Origin of the sequence: Aquimarina sp. AU58, from assembly GCF_900312745.1 — a bacterium.
Classification (GTDB): Bacteria; Bacteroidota; Bacteroidia; order Flavobacteriales; family Flavobacteriaceae; genus Aquimarina; species Aquimarina spinulae.
The window spans coordinates 53,374-71,086 of the sequence record NZ_OMPD01000009.1; the positions used below are offsets into that span (position 1 = coordinate 53,374).

General features: G+C 32.7%; 19 protein-coding genes and 1 pseudogene. 11 read left to right on the top strand and 9 right to left on the bottom strand.

Going from position 1 to position 17,713, the window contains the following annotated elements; genetic code table 11:
* Positions 1–8: 8 nt before the first annotated feature.
* Together rimM and DK441_RS06925 are read left to right on the top strand one after the other, a co-directional pair.
* Positions 9–533 (top strand): ribosome maturation factor RimM, encoded by a 525-nt coding sequence (rimM, locus tag DK441_RS06920; RefSeq protein WP_109098073.1) that lies wholly within the window; start codon positions 9–11, stop codon positions 531–533.
* 32 nt (positions 534–565) lie between these two features.
* The gene (locus DK441_RS06925; protein WP_109098074.1) at positions 566–1,279 is read left to right on the top strand and encodes a tRNA1(Val) (adenine(37)-N6)-methyltransferase; all 714 of its coding nucleotides are present in this window, start codon (positions 566–568) and stop codon (positions 1,277–1,279) included.
* A 108-nt stretch (positions 1,280–1,387) separates the two neighbouring features.
* Here DK441_RS06925 and DK441_RS06930 read toward each other — a convergent pair whose 3' ends face one another.
* A complete protein-coding gene (locus DK441_RS06930; protein WP_074407194.1) occupies positions 1,388–1,705 on the bottom strand; it encodes a hypothetical protein in 318 nt (105 codons plus the stop codon).
* A gap of 441 nt (positions 1,706–2,146) precedes the next feature.
* Here DK441_RS06930 and DK441_RS06935 point away from each other — a divergent pair, with 441 nt between their 5' ends.
* Positions 2,147–3,325: an acyl-CoA dehydrogenase family protein gene (locus DK441_RS06935; RefSeq protein WP_074407195.1), complete on the top strand. Its 1,179-nt coding sequence runs from the start codon at positions 2,147–2,149 to the stop codon at positions 3,323–3,325.
* Between the two features lie 183 nt (positions 3,326–3,508).
* Here DK441_RS06935 and DK441_RS06940 read toward each other — a convergent pair whose 3' ends face one another.
* The 3 genes from DK441_RS06940 to DK441_RS06950 all read right to left on the bottom strand — a co-directional run bounded on the left by DK441_RS06940 (position 3,509) and on the right by DK441_RS06950 (position 5,433).
* Positions 3,509–3,751 (bottom strand): hypothetical protein, encoded by a 243-nt coding sequence (locus tag DK441_RS06940; RefSeq protein WP_051576040.1) that lies wholly within the window; start codon positions 3,749–3,751, stop codon positions 3,509–3,511.
* Between the two features lie 349 nt (positions 3,752–4,100).
* A complete protein-coding gene (locus DK441_RS06945; RefSeq protein ID WP_109098075.1) occupies positions 4,101–4,847 on the bottom strand; it encodes a hypothetical protein in 747 nt (248 codons plus the stop codon).
* Position 4,848: 1 nt separating this feature from the next.
* Positions 4,849–5,433, bottom strand: coding sequence for an RNA polymerase sigma factor (locus DK441_RS06950; RefSeq protein ID WP_108808967.1), 585 nt, complete (start codon positions 5,431–5,433; stop codon positions 4,849–4,851).
* A 325-nt stretch (positions 5,434–5,758) separates the two neighbouring features.
* On the opposite strand from DK441_RS06950, the pseudogene DK441_RS27255 reads away from it, so the two are divergent.
* The 3 genes and pseudogenes from DK441_RS27255 to DK441_RS06965 form a co-directional block, all read left to right on the top strand.
* A pseudogene (locus tag DK441_RS27255) lies at positions 5,759–5,875 on the top strand (glycerophosphodiester phosphodiesterase family protein); the annotation flags it as partial.
* A gap of 145 nt (positions 5,876–6,020) precedes the next feature.
* Positions 6,021–7,235 carry an NAD(P)/FAD-dependent oxidoreductase gene (locus DK441_RS06960; RefSeq protein WP_109098077.1) on the top strand — a complete coding sequence of 405 codons (1,215 nt, stop codon included), beginning with the start codon at positions 6,021–6,023 and terminating at the stop codon, positions 7,233–7,235.
* A 159-nt stretch (positions 7,236–7,394) separates the two neighbouring features.
* Positions 7,395–8,183 carry a hypothetical protein gene (locus DK441_RS06965; RefSeq protein WP_109098078.1) on the top strand — a complete coding sequence of 263 codons (789 nt, stop codon included), beginning with the start codon at positions 7,395–7,397 and terminating at the stop codon, positions 8,181–8,183.
* 90 nt (positions 8,184–8,273) lie between these two features.
* Here DK441_RS06965 and DK441_RS06970 read toward each other — a convergent pair whose 3' ends face one another.
* Positions 8,274–8,843: a TetR/AcrR family transcriptional regulator gene (locus DK441_RS06970; protein ID WP_025663419.1), complete on the bottom strand. Its 570-nt coding sequence runs from the start codon at positions 8,841–8,843 to the stop codon at positions 8,274–8,276.
* 26 nt (positions 8,844–8,869) lie between these two features.
* Positions 8,870–9,343: a TspO/MBR family protein gene (locus DK441_RS06975; protein WP_109098079.1), complete on the bottom strand. Its 474-nt coding sequence runs from the start codon at positions 9,341–9,343 to the stop codon at positions 8,870–8,872.
* 272 nt (positions 9,344–9,615) lie between these two features.
* On the opposite strand from DK441_RS06975, the gene DK441_RS06980 reads away from it, so the two are divergent.
* From DK441_RS06980 to DK441_RS06990, 3 genes are all read left to right on the top strand, one after another.
* The gene (locus DK441_RS06980) at positions 9,616–10,701 is read left to right on the top strand and encodes a diphosphomevalonate/mevalonate 3,5-bisphosphate decarboxylase family protein (RefSeq protein ID WP_109098080.1); all 1,086 of its coding nucleotides are present in this window, start codon (positions 9,616–9,618) and stop codon (positions 10,699–10,701) included.
* A gap of 149 nt (positions 10,702–10,850) precedes the next feature.
* Positions 10,851–11,786: a mevalonate kinase gene (locus DK441_RS06985; protein ID WP_025663416.1), complete on the top strand. Its 936-nt coding sequence runs from the start codon at positions 10,851–10,853 to the stop codon at positions 11,784–11,786.
* An 11-nt stretch (positions 11,787–11,797) separates the two neighbouring features.
* Positions 11,798–12,706, top strand: a complete 909-nt coding sequence (locus DK441_RS06990) for a geranylgeranylglycerol-phosphate geranylgeranyltransferase (RefSeq protein ID WP_109098081.1) — start codon at positions 11,798–11,800, stop codon at positions 12,704–12,706.
* A gap of 58 nt (positions 12,707–12,764) precedes the next feature.
* On the opposite strand, the gene DK441_RS06995 is transcribed toward DK441_RS06990, so the two are convergent.
* Positions 12,765–13,109 (bottom strand): hypothetical protein, encoded by a 345-nt coding sequence (locus tag DK441_RS06995; RefSeq protein ID WP_109098082.1) that lies wholly within the window; start codon positions 13,107–13,109, stop codon positions 12,765–12,767.
* Between the two features lie 450 nt (positions 13,110–13,559).
* Between DK441_RS06995 and DK441_RS07000 the strand changes: the two genes are divergently transcribed.
* Both DK441_RS07000 and DK441_RS07005 read left to right on the top strand, forming a co-directional pair.
* Positions 13,560–14,513, top strand: coding sequence for a carbon-nitrogen hydrolase family protein (locus DK441_RS07000; protein ID WP_109098083.1), 954 nt, complete (start codon positions 13,560–13,562; stop codon positions 14,511–14,513).
* Between the two features lie 51 nt (positions 14,514–14,564).
* Positions 14,565–15,449, top strand: a complete 885-nt coding sequence (locus DK441_RS07005; RefSeq protein WP_109098084.1) for a pseudouridine synthase — start codon at positions 14,565–14,567, stop codon at positions 15,447–15,449.
* 96 nt (positions 15,450–15,545) lie between these two features.
* Here the strand turns inward: DK441_RS07005 and DK441_RS07010 are convergent, their stop codons facing one another.
* Both DK441_RS07010 and DK441_RS07015 read right to left on the bottom strand, forming a co-directional pair.
* Positions 15,546–16,373: an alpha/beta hydrolase gene (locus DK441_RS07010; protein ID WP_109098085.1), complete on the bottom strand. Its 828-nt coding sequence runs from the start codon at positions 16,371–16,373 to the stop codon at positions 15,546–15,548.
* A gap of 13 nt (positions 16,374–16,386) precedes the next feature.
* A complete protein-coding gene (locus DK441_RS07015; RefSeq protein ID WP_235015721.1) occupies positions 16,387–17,676 on the bottom strand; it encodes a mannosyltransferase in 1,290 nt (429 codons plus the stop codon).
* Between the last annotated feature and the right edge of the window lie 37 nt (positions 17,677–17,713).

The following is a 17,713-nucleotide window of genomic DNA, read 5'->3' on the forward strand; positions in this document are numbered from 1 at the left end:
TATTGACGATGAAGAAAGAAGAATGCTTCTATCTAGGTAAAATCGTAAGTAAATTTAGCTTTAAGGGTGAGGTATTGGTTAAATTAGATACCGATGAGCCCGAAAGTTATACGAAAATGGAATCAGTATTTGTTAACTATAACAATAATCTGGTTCCATTTTTTATTGAAAAATGTTCACTCCATAAAAGTGATTTACTACGTATAAAATTTGAGGATATAGATGCTGAAGAAGATGCAGACGATCTCATGAAAGCAGAACTGTACTTACCACTTACATTATTACCAAAACTTGAAGGAACTCAGTTTTATTATCACGAAATAATTGGTTTTACTATTATTGATACTGTTTTTGGAGAAGTAGGGGTTATTAAAGCTATTAATGATACAACCGCTCAGGCTTTATTTGAGGTTGATCGTAATGGTGTCGAGATTCTTATTCCTATGAATGATGAGTTTATTGATAAAATTGATAGAGAGTCGAAAACGATTACAGTTCGTACTCCCGAAGGACTCATTGATTTGTACCTTTAATCTTATTTTACATCCCGATAAATGTTAATAGTATGACTAAGCCTTTTGTGTTTAAAGACTTTACGGTTCATCAAGATCGATGTGCCATGAAAATAGGTACAGATGGAGTCCTGCTTGGAGCCTGGGTTCCTATTAATGATACCGTAACCTCAATTCTTGATATAGGAGCAGGAACAGGAATCATAGCTTTAATGACAGCACAACGTTCTCAGGCAGAAGTGATCGACGCTATAGAAATTGATGTAGATGCTTATGAGCAAGCTGTCGAAAATTTTGAGGCATCGCCCTGGGGGGACAGATTATTTTGTTATCATGCCTCTTTTCAGGAGTTTGTGTCAGAAATTGACGATCAATACGACTTGTTAATCAGTAATCCCCCATTTTATGTAGAGGACTATAAAACGTCGGATATCAAACGAGATATGGCTAGGTTCGAAGATGCTCTTCCTTTTGAACATCTTTTAATCGGAGCATCAAAACTGTTATCGCATAAAGGGAAATTTGCAATGATTATCCCATATAAAGAAGAAACACGTGCTATTGATATAGCTGCACAGGTAAATTTGTTTCCGCAAAAAATCACAAGAGTAAAAGGAACACCAGCTTCAGAAATAAAAAGAAGCTTGTTGTTATTTGGTCGGGATCAAATGAATTTTGAAGCTAATGAATTGGTCATAGAAACGAAACGACATCACTATACAGATGCATATATAAACCTTACTAAGGCATTTTATCTAAAAATGTAATTCATAAAAAAAGGAAGACTTACATCTTCCTTTTTCTAAATTCAATCACTCTACAGTTTAATTTATATCACCAATAAATTAAACCTTTTCTTATATACCATTAAAGGTTTATCCCTTTTTAGAGATCCATTTTCCATCTGCATCACAGAAAACTTCCATTTCCTTATCACCTTGTTTCAATATTAATCTAAATTCTGAAGCATCTTCTTTAGCTCCAGCACTTTTGATAGTCGCACCAGCATAATCTTTTGCAACTGCATCAAGAACAGGTTGAGGTAAGTTTTCTACAGCTAAATCTATATATTTTTCCTGAACAGGAGTAATTACTTCTGTATCATCATTAGAAGCTACTTCCTGAGCATTCATGTTTTGAGTTCCTACTAATAGTCCAAAAGCTAATACCGGTAATACAAATAAATTTTTCATTGTTATTATAATTTTAGTTTTAATAAATTTTAATGCTATTATGTATTTATATATAGAATAATTATGCCAGAAGAAACAAGAGAGGTTATTTGGAATGCAAATAACTGATAAACAATTGTTTATGTGTTTATTGAATAGGTGTTTTCTCTTTTAAGTGATCTTGTTTGTGTAGAAAAAAGAGGTGAACTGCGGAAATTATACACAAATTTTTTGGTAGACAGATACGATTAATTTTAAACTCTGTAAAAACTAAATTGACTTTTGTTATCAAAATAAATACAATAAAGTAACGTATTTGGATGTCTTTTTGATCAAAAAATATTAAATGCAATAGGAGAATGATCAATCTCTTTAAAAATGTCAAAAAAATTGCTTGCTTTTTTAGCATTACCTACATTTGTTTTGCACTTATATGCAGTAATTTAGAAAATATTTTAAAAAATGAAACCAGATTTATTCCAGGCACCAGATTATTACCAAATTGATGAATTATTGAGTGATGAACATAAAATGGTTCGTGATGCTGCTCGTAGTTGGGTAAAACGCGAAGTATCTCCTATTATAGAAGATTTTGCACAGCGAGCAGAATTCCCTACACAGATTATTAAAGGACTTGCAGAGATAGGAGCATTTGGGCCTTATATACCCGAAGAGTATGGTGGTGCTGGATTAGATCAGATTAGCTATGGTTTGATTATGCAGGAGATAGAGCGAGGAGATTCTGGAGTACGATCTACATCTTCTGTACAATCTTCATTGGTGATGTATCCAATTTGGAAATACGGCTCTGAAGAACAACGAAAAAAGTATTTACCTAAGCTAGCATCTGGAGAATTTATTGGATGTTTTGGTCTTACAGAACCAGATCATGGATCAAATCCTAGTGGGATGACTACTAATTTTAAAGATAACGGAGATCATTACTTACTTAATGGTGCTAAACTTTGGATTTCTAATGCACCTTTTGCTGATATTGCAGTGGTTTGGGCAAAAAATGAAGAAGGAAGAATCCATGGGCTTGTCGTAGAACGTGGTATGGAAGGATTTACAACTCCAGAGACACATAATAAATGGTCGCTTCGTGCATCTGCAACAGGAGAGTTAATCTTTGATAATGTAAAAGTGCCAAAAGAAAATATATTACCGGGAAAAAGTGGTCTCGGTGCACCATTGGGATGTTTGGATTCTGCACGATATGGTATTGCCTGGGGTGCAATTGGTGCAGCTATGGATTGTTATGATACTGCTTTAAGATATGCAAAAGAACGCGTTCAGTTCGATAAACCTATTGGAGCAACTCAATTACAACAAAAGAAACTGGCAGAAATGATTACCGAAATCACCAAAGCACAATTATTAGCATGGCGATTAGGAGTGTTGCGTAATGAGGGTAAAGCTACTAGTGCACAAATCTCTATGGCAAAACGTAATAATGTAGAAATGGCGATTAATATCGCAAGAGAAGCCAGACAAATTCTTGGCGGAATGGGAATCACTGGTGAGTATAGTATCATGCGTCATATGATGAACCTCGAAAGTGTGATTACCTATGAAGGAACACACGATATACATTTGCTAATTACAGGAATGGATATTACCGGAATGCCTGCTTTTAAATAAGAAACGCTGAAATCCTTATTCGATTGTCTGAAAATAAATATCTATACCTTATTAATCTGAACCAGTCAAGGACCATTTGGCTACCCACTTTCAAATGGCTTCGACCGGTTCAGTGATACATAAACCTATACTGTATTCAGTTTTTTTGTAAAGAATGACCTGATTTAATAGATCATGATCTTATTATCCAACAGAAGAGTGTAATTCCTTTGTACTTCTTTCTTTTATAAAGAATCCAAATTTAAAACCTACAGATTTTACATAAACATAACTTTGTAGATCGATATCATATTCTAAAGGAGCATTTAGTTCCTTCATAATGTTGATGATGCGATAGAGTTTTGTTTTTGAAATTCCCAATCGCTCTGCTAGTTCTACAGGGTTCCCTGTAGCTTTTAAACGAATTAGTTGGTCGATTCGATTCATAAGCTCAACGTGTTTGATGATAACATTCATAATTATTTCTTTAGAGTGAAGATTGAATTATTAGATTAATCAATATATATGGGGTTCATATATTTATGTCATGACATAAAATTTTGTTACCTCGTATATTCTATTTTTTTAACGGGTACTATTTTTTTAGCTTGATTAGTTATAAATGTTTTGTTTTGAGTATTATAGTTATGAATACGATGTACAGAAAAACAAATGTTTTAATTATAGTATATAGTGAGAGAGAAAAGAGATAAGTGTTTTATAGAATTGTGTTGATCTTGTTTCAGAATCCTTTCTGATCTATACAATTCAATATAGGCTGTTATGGAGAAAAATATTATCTGTTTTTTTCTAAGGCATTAAGTAGCCTTGTAGCTTTATCTTTATATGCTCCATTATAAGTAATGATTTCTTTAAGAAGTGGAATACTTTTTTTAGGAGTATTTAATTTTAAATAGGTGAGCGATAAATACCATTTGGCAACTTCATAATACTTACCGCTACTTTTAATGTCTTTAAATAAAGAAACAGCTTTTTCTTCCTGATCAATATTTAAGTAACTATTGCCTAGGTATAGTTGTAGTTGGTTGTCTAAATTTGGGTGTTTTTCTAACACAGCAGCGACAGAGTCATAAGCACCTTTAGCATAGTTTTTTACAATACTCTGCATTTCTTCATTATTGGTATTACCTCTCATTGCGTCTTCTACAGGAAAAGGTTCATAATAGGCGCCATATAAATCTTGAGTATTATTATGCTGATTGATATAGGTGTACCATAATAGCATTCCTACACCCAATAGTATAGCAATAGATGCTGCAATTTTCCAATAAGGAGCAGATGTCGGAGCAGAAGGATTGTTTTGTTCCTCTTTGATAGTAGTGCTAATCTGCATTAATTTTTCTTTAAAATCTAAAGTATCTTGATCACTTAAGGTTTTATGCAGAACCCTGTGCTTTTCGACTTCTTGTTGCAGTTCTGGATTAGCAGCTAATTCTTTTTCAAAAGCAATTATTTCTTCTTCAGGTAACGTATGTGAAAGATACCCTTCTATTTTATCGAATATTTCTGGAGTTCTTTCCATACTATAATTCTTTTTCAGGGTTTAGTTGTAATTCTTGATAGGCGTGATCCTTTTCGATCATTTCTATTAGATATCGTTTACATTCAAATTTTTTCTTTCGGGTATATCCTTCAGAATATCCGGTGATATGTGCAATATCTTTCATGCTATTTCCTTGAAAAAGTAAGCTCAATACTTCACGACATGTATCACTTAGCTTTAAGAAGTGTCTGCGATACACATGCTCTCGTTCTTTATATTCTATATCTTGGATCACTGTAGGGGTAATTATTTCTGCATCTTCAGGTAATTTTTCTGTGATGATCATTTTTTTGTTTTTTCGTAATCTGTTTCTCCACATATTTTTACAAACCCCATAAAAATAGGTTCGTAATGAAGAATGTAACTCCAGAGAATCTGTTTTTAATTTCTGATATATCAAAATCAACGCATCCTGAAATACATCTTCGGCATCCTCTTCATTACCAGAATTTTGTAGGATGTATTGTCTTATATAGGGTAGGTTTTTTCTGTAAAATGTAGTAATAACAACCTCATTTCCGGTGACGATACCTTCCAAAATTTTGTGATCCTCGGTAGTATTCATAGGTTCATGTACTATAATAACAGATTGTTACCTTTGGGTGATGTTAAATTGTTGTAAAAGTAAGAATTTTAGTTTCTTTGATATCAATATAATAACATATAATTAAGAATGTAAAATAATAAATATGCTCTTCGACAAGCTCAAAGGGACATAAGTGACAATTATAATGGTCTAAACAAAACCTGTCTTGAATCTGTCGAAAGACTGAAACTTAGTTAGATAACTCATGAAAATATTCGGGCATCGTGGTGGAGCAGGTTTTTAGTCACCGAAAATACATTAGAATGGATCACCGAAACCTTCGTGTTATAAAGTAGATGGTGTCGAGATTGATGCATATTGTTGTAAAAGTAAAGAATTGGTAGTTATTCATGATGAAACTCTGGATAGAACTATCAATGGTAAAGGAAATGTATTAGAATATACTTTACAGGAGTTGTGACAGTTTGAAACAAAAGAAGGATTTACGATACTTACATTGAGCGGAGTGCTGAATATGATCGGTAGGCAATGCGAACTTAATATAGAATTGAGAAATCAAAATCATGGAAAGTTGAGGGTATCATCACAGATTTTCCGAATTTTGCATGATGAACTATGATTTAATAATTGTTGGTGGCGGTGCAGCTGGTTTTTTTACAGCTATTAATGTAGCAGAAAATGATCCAAAACTAAAAATAGCTATTCTGGAACGAGGAAAAGAAGTGCTGTCCAAAGTTCGAGTATCTGGCGGTGGGCGATGTAATGTAACTCATGCAGAATTTATCCCTAACGAATTAAGTAAAAATTACCCAAGGGGAGAAAAAGAACTTAAAGGACCTTTTCATACATTTATGACAGGTGATACGATGGAATGGTTTGATCGTCGTGGAGTAGCACTTAAGATAGAGGACGATGGTAGGATATTTCCGGTTTCAAACTCTTCAGAAACGATTATCGATTGTTTTCTGTCGGAAGCAAAGCGATATGGGGTTGAAGTTTTAAAAAACCATGCCGTTAAAGATTTCTATCAAGAAGATGAGCAATGGCTCTTAGAAACCAGTCAGGGAGATTTTAGGACTACCATGTTAATGATTGCCACAGGGAGTAATTCTAAAATCTGGAAAATAGTTCAGGATTTAGGACATCAGACCGTTGATGCAGTTCCTTCCCTATTTACTTTTAATAGTAAAGATCCAAGAATTGCAAATCTACCAGGTGTCGTAACAAATGCGTCAGTACAGGTCAAACATTCAAAACTATCGAGTGAGGGGCCATTGTTAATTACGCATTGGGGGATGAGTGGACCAGCAATTCTAAAACTTTCGGCCTGGGGGGCTATAGAGCTAAATGCATACCAGTATAATTTTGAAATTATAGTGAATTGGCTTCAGCACTATTCACAGCAAGAGGCTTTTGAGGGACTTAAAGCGTTAAAAAATCAATATTCGAAACAACAGATAAGTAAATACACTCAATTTGAATTACCAAAAAGACTTTGGCAAAGTTTGATTTCGGCTTCAGAGATAAGAAATGATACACGTTGGGCCGATGTGAGTAAAATTAAGCTTAAAACGTTATCAGAACAGCTTACACAAGGAGTTTTTATGATAAAAGGAAAAAGTACATTTAAAGAAGAATTTGTAACTGCAGGAGGAATTGATCTTAAAGAAGTTAATTTTAAAACTTTTGAAAGCAAGAAGTGTCATAATTTATATTTTGCAGGAGAGGTGTTAAACATAGATGCAATTACAGGAGGGTTTAATTTTCAGAATGCATGGACCGGAGCTTTTATTGCAGCAAAAGCAATCACATCTGGATAGTTGTTGAAAAAATGAAATATAATACCATAGTCGAAAACTTTAAAAACAGTAATTAAGTTGTTGGAATTAAGTAATTTGAGATAAAGAATAGTGTATTAATATTAGCGATTCTGAGTAATTTTTCGTACCTTAATAAGGTTTAACTAATACCCCATCACTATGAAAAAAATTACTTTTATTCTTATCCTTATATTTTTATTTAGTAGTGTTCACCCGGTCAAAGCATTTAATGAGAATGATCCTATAAAAAAATTATTGGTAGATTATATCAATAAAATGAATGCATTAACCGAGGGAACCCAAAAAGAAGATGTACTGAATTTGTTTGACGAAAAATATAGAGGAAATACTGTCTATGTTAACCTATCTGGAACTTTGGTGAGAAAAAACTATACCAAAAAAGATGTTTCTTCTCAATTAAGTGATATTGTTGATGATAATAATTATCAGTTTAGATTAACCATAGATAAAATCGTTTTTCAAAGTCAAAAAGAAAGAGCAGGAACTATTTCTGCAGTTATTAGTTTTGAATCATTTGTCGATAAAAGACTAGCCGAAAAGGGAACTATGTTAATGGATGTAGTTGCTATACGTATTAATGGCGGATGGAAGATCGTGCAAAATAATATGATTCGGGTCTCTGAAGCAAAAGATATAGGAGAATGTGTTTGCTATTTTTATGAGAAAGGTACTACTAAGTTTATTGCCGAAGTATATTTCCCGTCTGGCCTCGAATATAGCCAGGAACTCAATGCTTTTCAAGTAATGATCAAAGATAAAAAACGTATTATTAAATCTGATAGTAAAGAGTATTATTGGAATGAAAATACAGGAAAACTTACCTATAAAGGAGGATTAATCGGGCAAACGAGTAATTCTCGAAAAGCGGTAGAGTTCGTGCTTAAGAATCTATATAGCGAATCTTGTGTAAATATTGTATTTAATTAAATGTATGAAACGAATTTAATACTAAGTAGAACACATCCTGCTGAAAAGTAGGATGTTTTTTTGTAATAATTTCTGTCGAATTAATTTGCATTAAATAATGGTTTGATCCTTTAGAAAACCTCTCCAGGAAATCTCAATAGCTTGATTGATATGTTTTTCCTGTAGTTTTACTTGTTCATTCTCATGAATCTTTACCAGTGATACCACATTACCAAAGAAGAGTTCTTCCATGATTAGAGTGTTATAAGATTTAAAAACCTTTTGTTTTACGCCTTTTTTGAAATAGCTTTCGATTTCTCCATAGTATTGCCTTGCTTTATCTTTTAAAGATTGAGGAATTTCTGGAGAACGTGCAATCTGTTCAGAAAATATAAAAGCAAGAGGGTTATTGACAAAATAATAGAACAGATTAAGCCACATTACGGTAAATTGTTTCTTTATGTCGTCTTCTGGGGTATTACGCATAACAACAGTGCCAAAATCCTGGGTAAGCATTAAATAGAGTTCTGTAATGATCTCTTCTTTGTTTTTAAAATGATGATATACAGTTCCGTTTGCTACGCCTGATTCTTTAATAATTTGAGAAAGAGATGTGGCATGGATACCTTGTTTAGTTATTAATTCTAGAGTAGTCTGTAAGACTATTGCTTTTTTACTCATAAAAAATCATATTCCTTATTCCTGGTTTAATTTAGTTGCCATATGCCAAAATTTAAAGCAGTCGCAAAAGCAACCCAAACAATATAAGGGATAAGTAGGTAGGCAGCGGTAGAATTTACTACGGTAAACCATTTAATGGTAAACAGCAATAGGATAAATAGGGCAATTATATCCAATAATGCAATCAATGGATTTTGTAGTCCAAAGAAAAAAATAGACCACGCTGCATTGAGTAACAATTGAAATCCAAAGTGATATAACGCAGTTTTTACCCATTTATGATAAAAGCCTTTGCTCCAAACAATTCCGGCCGCAATTCCCATCATAATATACAGCAGAATCCACATTGGTCCAAAGATCCAATTTGGTGGAGTAAAAGAAGGTTTATTTAAAGCAGCATACCACGTATTAATAGAAGTTTGGGTAGCAATACTACTCAAAAATCCGATCAAACCACATACCAATACCGCAATACCAATACGAAATAACTTTTTTTTCATTGAAACAAGTTAGCGCAGTACTAAAATAGCAATTTATTTTTACTACCCATGCGCTTAAACTCGCTTTATTCATTAGAATTTTAAAAGTACAACACATACTCGTGTTTTATTAATTTTAGTATTGCACGATTATCGATAATACCTGAATTAAATTAAAAAATAAAATAAAGCAATAATGTTTCAAATAATTTCGGCCTATACCAGATTTTCTAATACATAAAACAGATTAAAATATAGGATACACTTATCTTTGCTTAAAATCATTGTATACTATGTCGGATTATCCAGAATTTACCTTACCTATAGTTTCAAAATTACCCGAAGAAGGTGTAGTAACTTGTACCTCACCCAGTAATATTGCTCTAGTTAAATATTGGGGTAAAAGGCCTGTGCAATTGCCTGAGAACGCATCGATTAGCTTTACGTTGGATAATTGTAAAACAACAACAAGTTTAGCATATAAAAGACGAGATGATGCAGGAGAAGATTTTGATTTTGAACTCTTTTTTGAAGGAAAACCTAAACCAGATTTTAAACCTAAGATTCAAAGTTTTTTTGAAAGAACTCAAGAATATCTTCCTTTCCTAAAGCAATATACGTTCAGGATAGAAACCAGTAATACATTTCCGCATAGTAGTGGGATTGCATCATCAGCTAGTGGGATGAGTGCACTGGCATATTGCCTGATGCAGTTAGAAAAAAAGATAAACCCGGATATTTCAGATTCAGAATGCCTTCAAAAATCTTCTTTTTTGGCTCGTTTGGGCTCTGGTAGTGCATGCCGAAGTATAGAAGGACCAGTTACCGTTTGGGGAGAACATTCAGATATAAACCAGAGTAGTGATGCATATGCAATACCGTTTCCGTTTCCGGTTCATCAAAATTTTAATGATTACCAGGATACAATCTTATTAATTGATAAAGGAGAAAAACAAATAAGTAGTAGTGTAGGTCATAATCTAATGTATGGTCATCCTTTTGCAGAAAAACGATTTGAACAAGCAACTGGCAATGTTACTAAATTAAAAGAGATATTAATTTCGGGGGATTTAGACGCCTTTATCAAGATAGTAGAAAGTGAAGCGTTGACACTACATGCAATGATGATGACTTCTTTACCTTATTTTATATTAATGAAACCTAATACGTTATCTGTAATTCATAAAATTTGGGAATATCGCACAACAACAGGATCAAAAGTTTGTTTTACACTAGATGCCGGAGCAAATGTTCATGTGTTGTACCCAAATACCGAAAAAAATCAAGTTTTAGATTTCATTACCAACGAGTTAGTTGCGTATTGTCAGAATGGACAGTATATTTGTGACAAAATAGGATTAGGTGCAAAAATAGTGTAACTTTATCCTGGTAAGGCGACAAATTTAGATATAACTATTTATAGAGATGATAAAATGAACTCGATTAAAAAATCTTTAATCATGCAAAGTAATGATTATTGTAATCGTCAAAGATTTTATCTAACCTCTAAAACAATATAAATGAATAGATGAAAGGACCGTTATTTTATTCTAAAATACTTCTGTTTGGAGAATATGGTATTATTAAAGATTCTAAAGGTCTTTCTATACCTTATAATTTTTTTAAAGGTGCATTAAAAGTATCAGAAACACCTGATCAAGAGGCTATACAATCCAATGAAAATCTTAAAAATTTTGCAACCTATCTCGAAGAGATTCAAGATAAAGGAGTTGTGAAATTTGATTTTGAAAAACTTCATTCAGATATCAATTCTGGGATGTATTTTGATAGTAGTATTCCTCAAGGATATGGAGTAGGAAGTAGTGGTGCATTAGTAGCGGCGATTTATGATAAATATGCAGCTAATAAAATTACTGTATTAGAAAACCTTACTCGAGATAAATTATTAAAACTGAAAGAGATTTTTGGACTTATGGAATCTTTCTTTCACGGAAAGAGTTCTGGACTGGATCCTTTAAATAGTTATCTTAGCCTACCTATTCTTATTCATTCTAAAGATAATATCGAACCTGCAGGAATTCCTTCACAAAGTGTAGAGAATAAAAAAGGTGCCGTTTTCTTATTAGATAGCGGTATAGTTGGAGAAACTGCCCCGATGGTTAGTATTTTTATGGAAAACATGAAGCAAGAAGGCTTTCGTAGTATGCTCAAAAACCAGTTTGTAAAATATACAGACGCTTGTGTAGATGATTTTTTAAAAGGAGATGTTAAATCTCTATTCTTTAATATAAAAGAGCTTTCTCACGTGGTTTTGGATAATTTTAAGCCAATGATACCAAAGCAATTTCACACCTTATGGAAACATGGTATAGAAACCAATGATTATTATCTTAAGTTATGTGGCTCTGGAGGCGGCGGTTATATTTTAGGATTTACGCAGGATTTTGATAAAGCACAGGCTTCACTTAAGGATTATAAGTTAGAGGTAGTCTACAATTTTTAATAAGCATTGTTATGCTTACCAGAAAAAATAAACTCATTTTTCTCAAGTTATTGAGTTTATTTTCTGTAGTTAGAGGGTATAATATCTTGATTATTGTATTTGCACAATATCTTACCTCAATATTTATTTTAGCACCTCAGATTAGATTACGACATGTTATTCTGGATCCAAATCTATTTGTTATTGTATTGGCTTCTGCCGGTGTGATTGCAGCGGGGTATATCATTAATAATTTTTATGATAAAGAAAAAGATCTAATTAATAGACCACAAAAGACCATGCTGGATCGATTAGTGAGTCAACGTACAAAACTTACGGGATATTTTGTCCTTAATTTTCTCTCTGTGGTATGTGCCAGTTATGTTTCTTTTAGAGCAGTTATTTTTTTCTCTTTATATATTTTCGGGATATGGTTCTATTCTCATAAACTAAAGAAATTTCCTGTTATTGGAAATATTATCGCTTCTCTATTAGCAATAACTCCATTTTTTGCTGTATTTATTTATTATAAAAACTTTGACGAAGTTATTTTTGTTCATGCAACATTTTTGTTTTTGATGTTGATCATGAGAGAAATGATTAAAGATTTAGGAAATTTAAGAGGAGACCTTGCCCAGAACTATAAAACGATACCCATTGTGTATGGAGAGTTGATCTCAAAAAGAATAGTAACCATTTTGGTTCTGGCTTCTTGCGTTCCTATTTACTTACTACTCACTCGATATGAGATAGGATTTATGTACCTGTATTTTTATGCATGTATCATACTCCTTTTTGCATTTTTACTTGGCTTATGGAGATCAAAGGGAAGAACACATTATGTTTGGCTACACAATATTTTAAAACTTATTATTGTTGCAGGAACATTTAGTATTATTCTAATTGATGTGCATATGATCCTGGATAGAATTCTTTGGTAAAAAAAAGCAGCTGTAAATACATACAACTGCTTTCTTAATCCATGAATAGACAGAAAGTTTATACTCCTTCTGACTTTAAGATTTTTAAAGAAATCTTAAATACTTTGTTCCCTATGTTTGATATTTTTGAATCTACTTTCTTATAGTTCAATCTTGATTTTACAAAACTTTCTACATCAAGATCTTCCGAATCTACAGTTAATACTACAATCTCTCCTTCACCATTTAAAGTAAATTCGATATTAGCCTTAAGTTGTTGTTTGTCTACTTTAAACCCTGGGTTTTCTAGAAGAGTTGCTATTTGATTTCTTAATTGTTGTTCTGAATTAGTAGGGTTATTTGAAGCAAAAATTTGCGTTGACCCTAATACGAATACTGCGAATAAAATTGTTAACTTTTTCATTTTTTTGTGTTTTAAGATTTGAGCTTGAACTATTATTTGTTTTAATTGTACAGGACAAATGTAGAGTCGAATACTCCATTATTTTTGTTTTTTATTTTATTAGAATGTATTACAATGATTACGATTATGTTAAAAGGCATATGTTTTAACGTAAATTAAACTTTGCAGAATAAATACTTTTTATATGTTTACTTTTTAAGAATGGATATAAAATTGGTTATAGAATAGTAAATCCTTAATATTTGTATCATAATAATGCCGATTTATAGGTTTTTGATAGAATTTTAATGTTACCATAAGGTTAAGTTAAGGTTTTACCATATCACTTTTATGACGTTTAATGTGTTGCAAATCAATTTTTTATATGTTAACTATTTGTTAATCATATTTTGGAAATCTCTTAAAAGCACGCGATCATTAGAAATAAATACATACTATTAATACATTTTCATGAAAGATCAATTACTAACAGTTGCATTAGCTCAAATCTCTCCGGTTTGGTTAGATAAAACGGCTACAATTAAAAAAATTGAAAATTCTATTACTGAGGCAGCTTCTAAGAAAGCAGAGCTTATCGTTTTTGGAGAGTCGCTGTTACCAGGATATCCGTTTTGGGTGTCATTAACAGACGGTGCAAAATTCGACAGTAGGATTCAAAAAGAGATTCATGCACATTATGCTCAGAATTCGATTGTTATCGAAAATGGAGATTTAGATACCATATGTGAACTTGCTGCCGAATACAATATTGCAATATATTTAGGAATCATTGAGCGACCGATGGATCGGGGAGGACATAGTTTATATGCATCATTAGTATACATTGATCAAAAGGGAGAGATTAGATCTGTACACCGTAAATTACAACCTACATACGAAGAACGACTAACCTGGGCACCGGGAGATGGTAATGGATTGCTGGTACACCCATTAAAGGCTTTTACCGTTGGAGGATTAAACTGTTGGGAAAATTGGATGCCCCTACCCAGAGCAGCATTATATGGGCAAGGAGAAAATTTGCACATAGCGGTATGGCCAGGTAGTGATTATAACACCAAAGATATTACTCGTTTTATTGCCAGAGAATCTCGCTCGTATGTGATTTCGGTTTCTAGTTTGATGCGAACCGAAGATTTTCCTAAAACTACGCCGCATTTGGATGAGATTTTAAAGAAAGCTCCTGATGTTTTAGGTAATGGAGGCTCATGTATTGCAGGTCCCGATGGAGAATGGGTAATGGAGCCTGTATTACATAAAGAAGGATTGTTAATCGAAACTTTAGATTTTAGCAGAGTGTTACAAGAGCGCCAGAATTTTGACCCTGTTGGACACTATTCGAGACCAGATGTGACCCAATTACATATAAATAGAAAGCGCCAAAGTACAGTTCGGTTTGATGAATAATAGTTGTTGTACCTATGCTTTAAACAATTATCTTTGCACAAAATTTAAGATATGAGTCGTGGAGATAATTCTGGTAAAGGGAAAACTAGCAGAAAACAGGAAGGAAAAGGAAAGAGTAAATCGAATGCACATGATAAAGGTAAATCTAATTATGGAAATAAACCTTATGTAAGAGGTAAAGCATTAGCAAAAAAAGCTAGTAATGCAGCACCAAAAAAACTCACCGATTCTGATGAGATAAGACTTAATAAATATGTAGCTAATTCTGGTGTTTGCTCCAGAAGAGACGCCGATTTATATATTAAAACAGGAAGTGTATGGGTAAATGGTAAGCCCATTACCGAAATGGGATATAAAGTAAAACTTACCGATGAAGTTAAGTTTGATGGAAGACTCATTACCCCTTATAAAAAAGAGTATGTACTACTTAATAAACCTAAAGGTTTTGTAACGAGCACTAGTCCCGAGAAAACTAAAACAGTAATGGATCTAGTAGCAAATGCATCTAAATCTGTACTAAAACCGGTAGGTAGACTAGAAAGAAATACAACCGGATTATTACTCTTTACCAATGATGTAGATTTAGAAAAGAAATTAACACATCATAAAAGTGGAGTTCGTAAGATATTTCATGTAGAATTAGAACGTAACCTAAAATTTGAAGATCTTCAGAGAATAGAGAATGGAATCAAATTGGAAGAAGGTTTTATAAATGTAGATGAAATCTCTTATATAGAAGGTGCGTCTAAAAACGAAATAGGGATTCAATTGCAATCTGCTAAAAATGGAATTATTCATAAGCTTTTTGAACACCTTAATTATAGTGTAGTTAAATTAGATAGAGTAATCTTTGCAGGATTAACCAAAAAAGATCTACCTCGTGGTCACTGGAGAATACTTACAGAACAAGAAGTGATTAATCTTAGGATGATGTAGGTTTTAAAATAAAAGATATCTTGTAGAGTAATAACTTCTTTAATTTTACAAAACTTGTTTTAAACTAAAGAGAGTTTGTTTTAAGATAAATCTTTATTAATACCGCTCCAACAGATTCTTGAGCTCATCATAGTATTGTTTTGTGATATAGATACCATTATGACCAGCACCCTTGATCATTGTATGTTTAATTTTATCTGGGTATAATGCTTCAAGTCGTTTAGAATTTTCTTCTGGTTTAATTAAAAAATCGTGAGTACCGTGAAAAATTCGAATAGGACAGGTCACTTCTTTTAAGAATTTATAAGAAGGAATCTCATAATTGATAAGCATTTTGGGTACCGGAGCAATACTTGCTATAAAATCATTCCAGGCATAGTACGGGGCTTCCAGTATAAGAAGTTTTGGGTTGTTATTTGCTGCAGTATAAGCGGCAAACCCTGTTCCTAGAGAAAAGCCTAAAACAATAATGTTTTTTTCGTCATATCGTGTCTTTGCATAATCATAGACTTTTTGCGCATCGTTATATAGTTCTGATTCTTCTTCGTAAAAACTATCACTTTTTCCGTAGCCTCTGTAATCGACAAATAGAATGTCAAACTTGTTTTCGGTATATAAAGAAGCACGTGTTCCCCATTCATGAATTGCCCCGGCATTACCATGAAAATATAGAATAAGACCTTTGCTGGTGGTATTTGTTTTAAAAAGCAAAGCATTAAGAGCAACATCCTTTTCTACATCGATATTGATCTCTTCAAAAGGCTGATCAAAAGAAAAAACGTAATCTTTCTCCAAAATTTTTGGGTTAAAGAAAAAACGCTCTTGCCTTAGATATAAAAACAGGTATCCAGAAAGAATAAGAATAACAATAAATACTATAAATCTTGCAAATCTACGACCTATTTTCCTGAAATTAATTTTCAAAATTGATATGCTTTTATGAGTTGTTTTCTATTGTATTATGGATTCTGTTTTGATAGGCCTTTATAATCTCTTTACTAAAGATAGTAAAAACAAAAAGATACTCAAGTCCTACCATCCATAGGTTTTCTTTGAAATCAGGATGAAGATACGCGGTATAACTAAAAATAACTACAAAAGACCAAATGATAGGAAATCTGTAATTTGTAAATACACAAAGTGATAATGGTACCGCTATATACCAGGGATGCACCGTGGTTGATAAGAAATAGTAGACGCAAATACCTAAAAGCATAGCTGTAATTAGTTGTGGAGTACTTCGGTTGTTTTTAAAGAAGGTTAACCCTAAAAGAATTACTATAACTACCAGGGGTAAAATTTTACCGGTAGTCTCAATAATATTCCATCCTACAACTTGAAATCCAATCCAGCGAATAATAAAATAAATACTGGCATTAAATTCGAAAGTCTGAAACCAAAGGGTGATTGTTTTGCTGAAATTGGCTAAGAATTCTTCGGATAAGAAAGGAGCAAAAATTAGAAGGCATGTGCCTATAACGATACTATAAAAGCCAACTAATTTTGGCAATCCTATAGTAAGACTGGATGTATTGAAACTCTTTTGTTTATTAAGAATAAATTTCTGAAAAAATAAAGGTAAAAATAATAGAGGGATTAGTTTCACTGAAACAGAAAGTGCCAGAACAACAGCAGCCCAGTACCAATAGCCTTTATGTAAAAGATATAATGACCATATGATGAAAAATACCATCACAGCTTCAAAGTGAAGATTGCCAGTAAGTTCTATAATGATAAAAGGATTAAGTATATACCAAAAGATTCTTTTTTCGGGTAGATTAAATGATTGTAATAATTTTCTTCCGAAGAAAAAAGTACCGATATCCGCTAAAATGATAAGTATTCTAAATACCATTGCAGATCCCAAAATACTTTTACTGGCAAATAAAGCTGCAATAACATAGCAAAACTGACTTACGGGAGGATAATTGGTATAATGGCTTCCGTTAAGTGTACCCATACCAGTATACAACTCTTGTGCTTGTGCAATTGGAGCGTCTCCTTGAGTTATCCATACCTCGGGAAGGGATAAGTAAGGATTAAAGCCTTCGAGGAGCATACGTCCATCCCATATAAATCGATAAAAATCCTGCGATAAATTGGGTATAGCAAACAAAAAAACTATCCGAAATAATAATGCTGTAATGGCCAGTAGTTTCCAATTACCAGGATTGAGATGAATAATTTTATAAGAAACAAAAAATAAGGCAGCCCAAAGACTGATCATTTTAATAAAATCTGTTCGTTCTAACTGATAAGAAAAA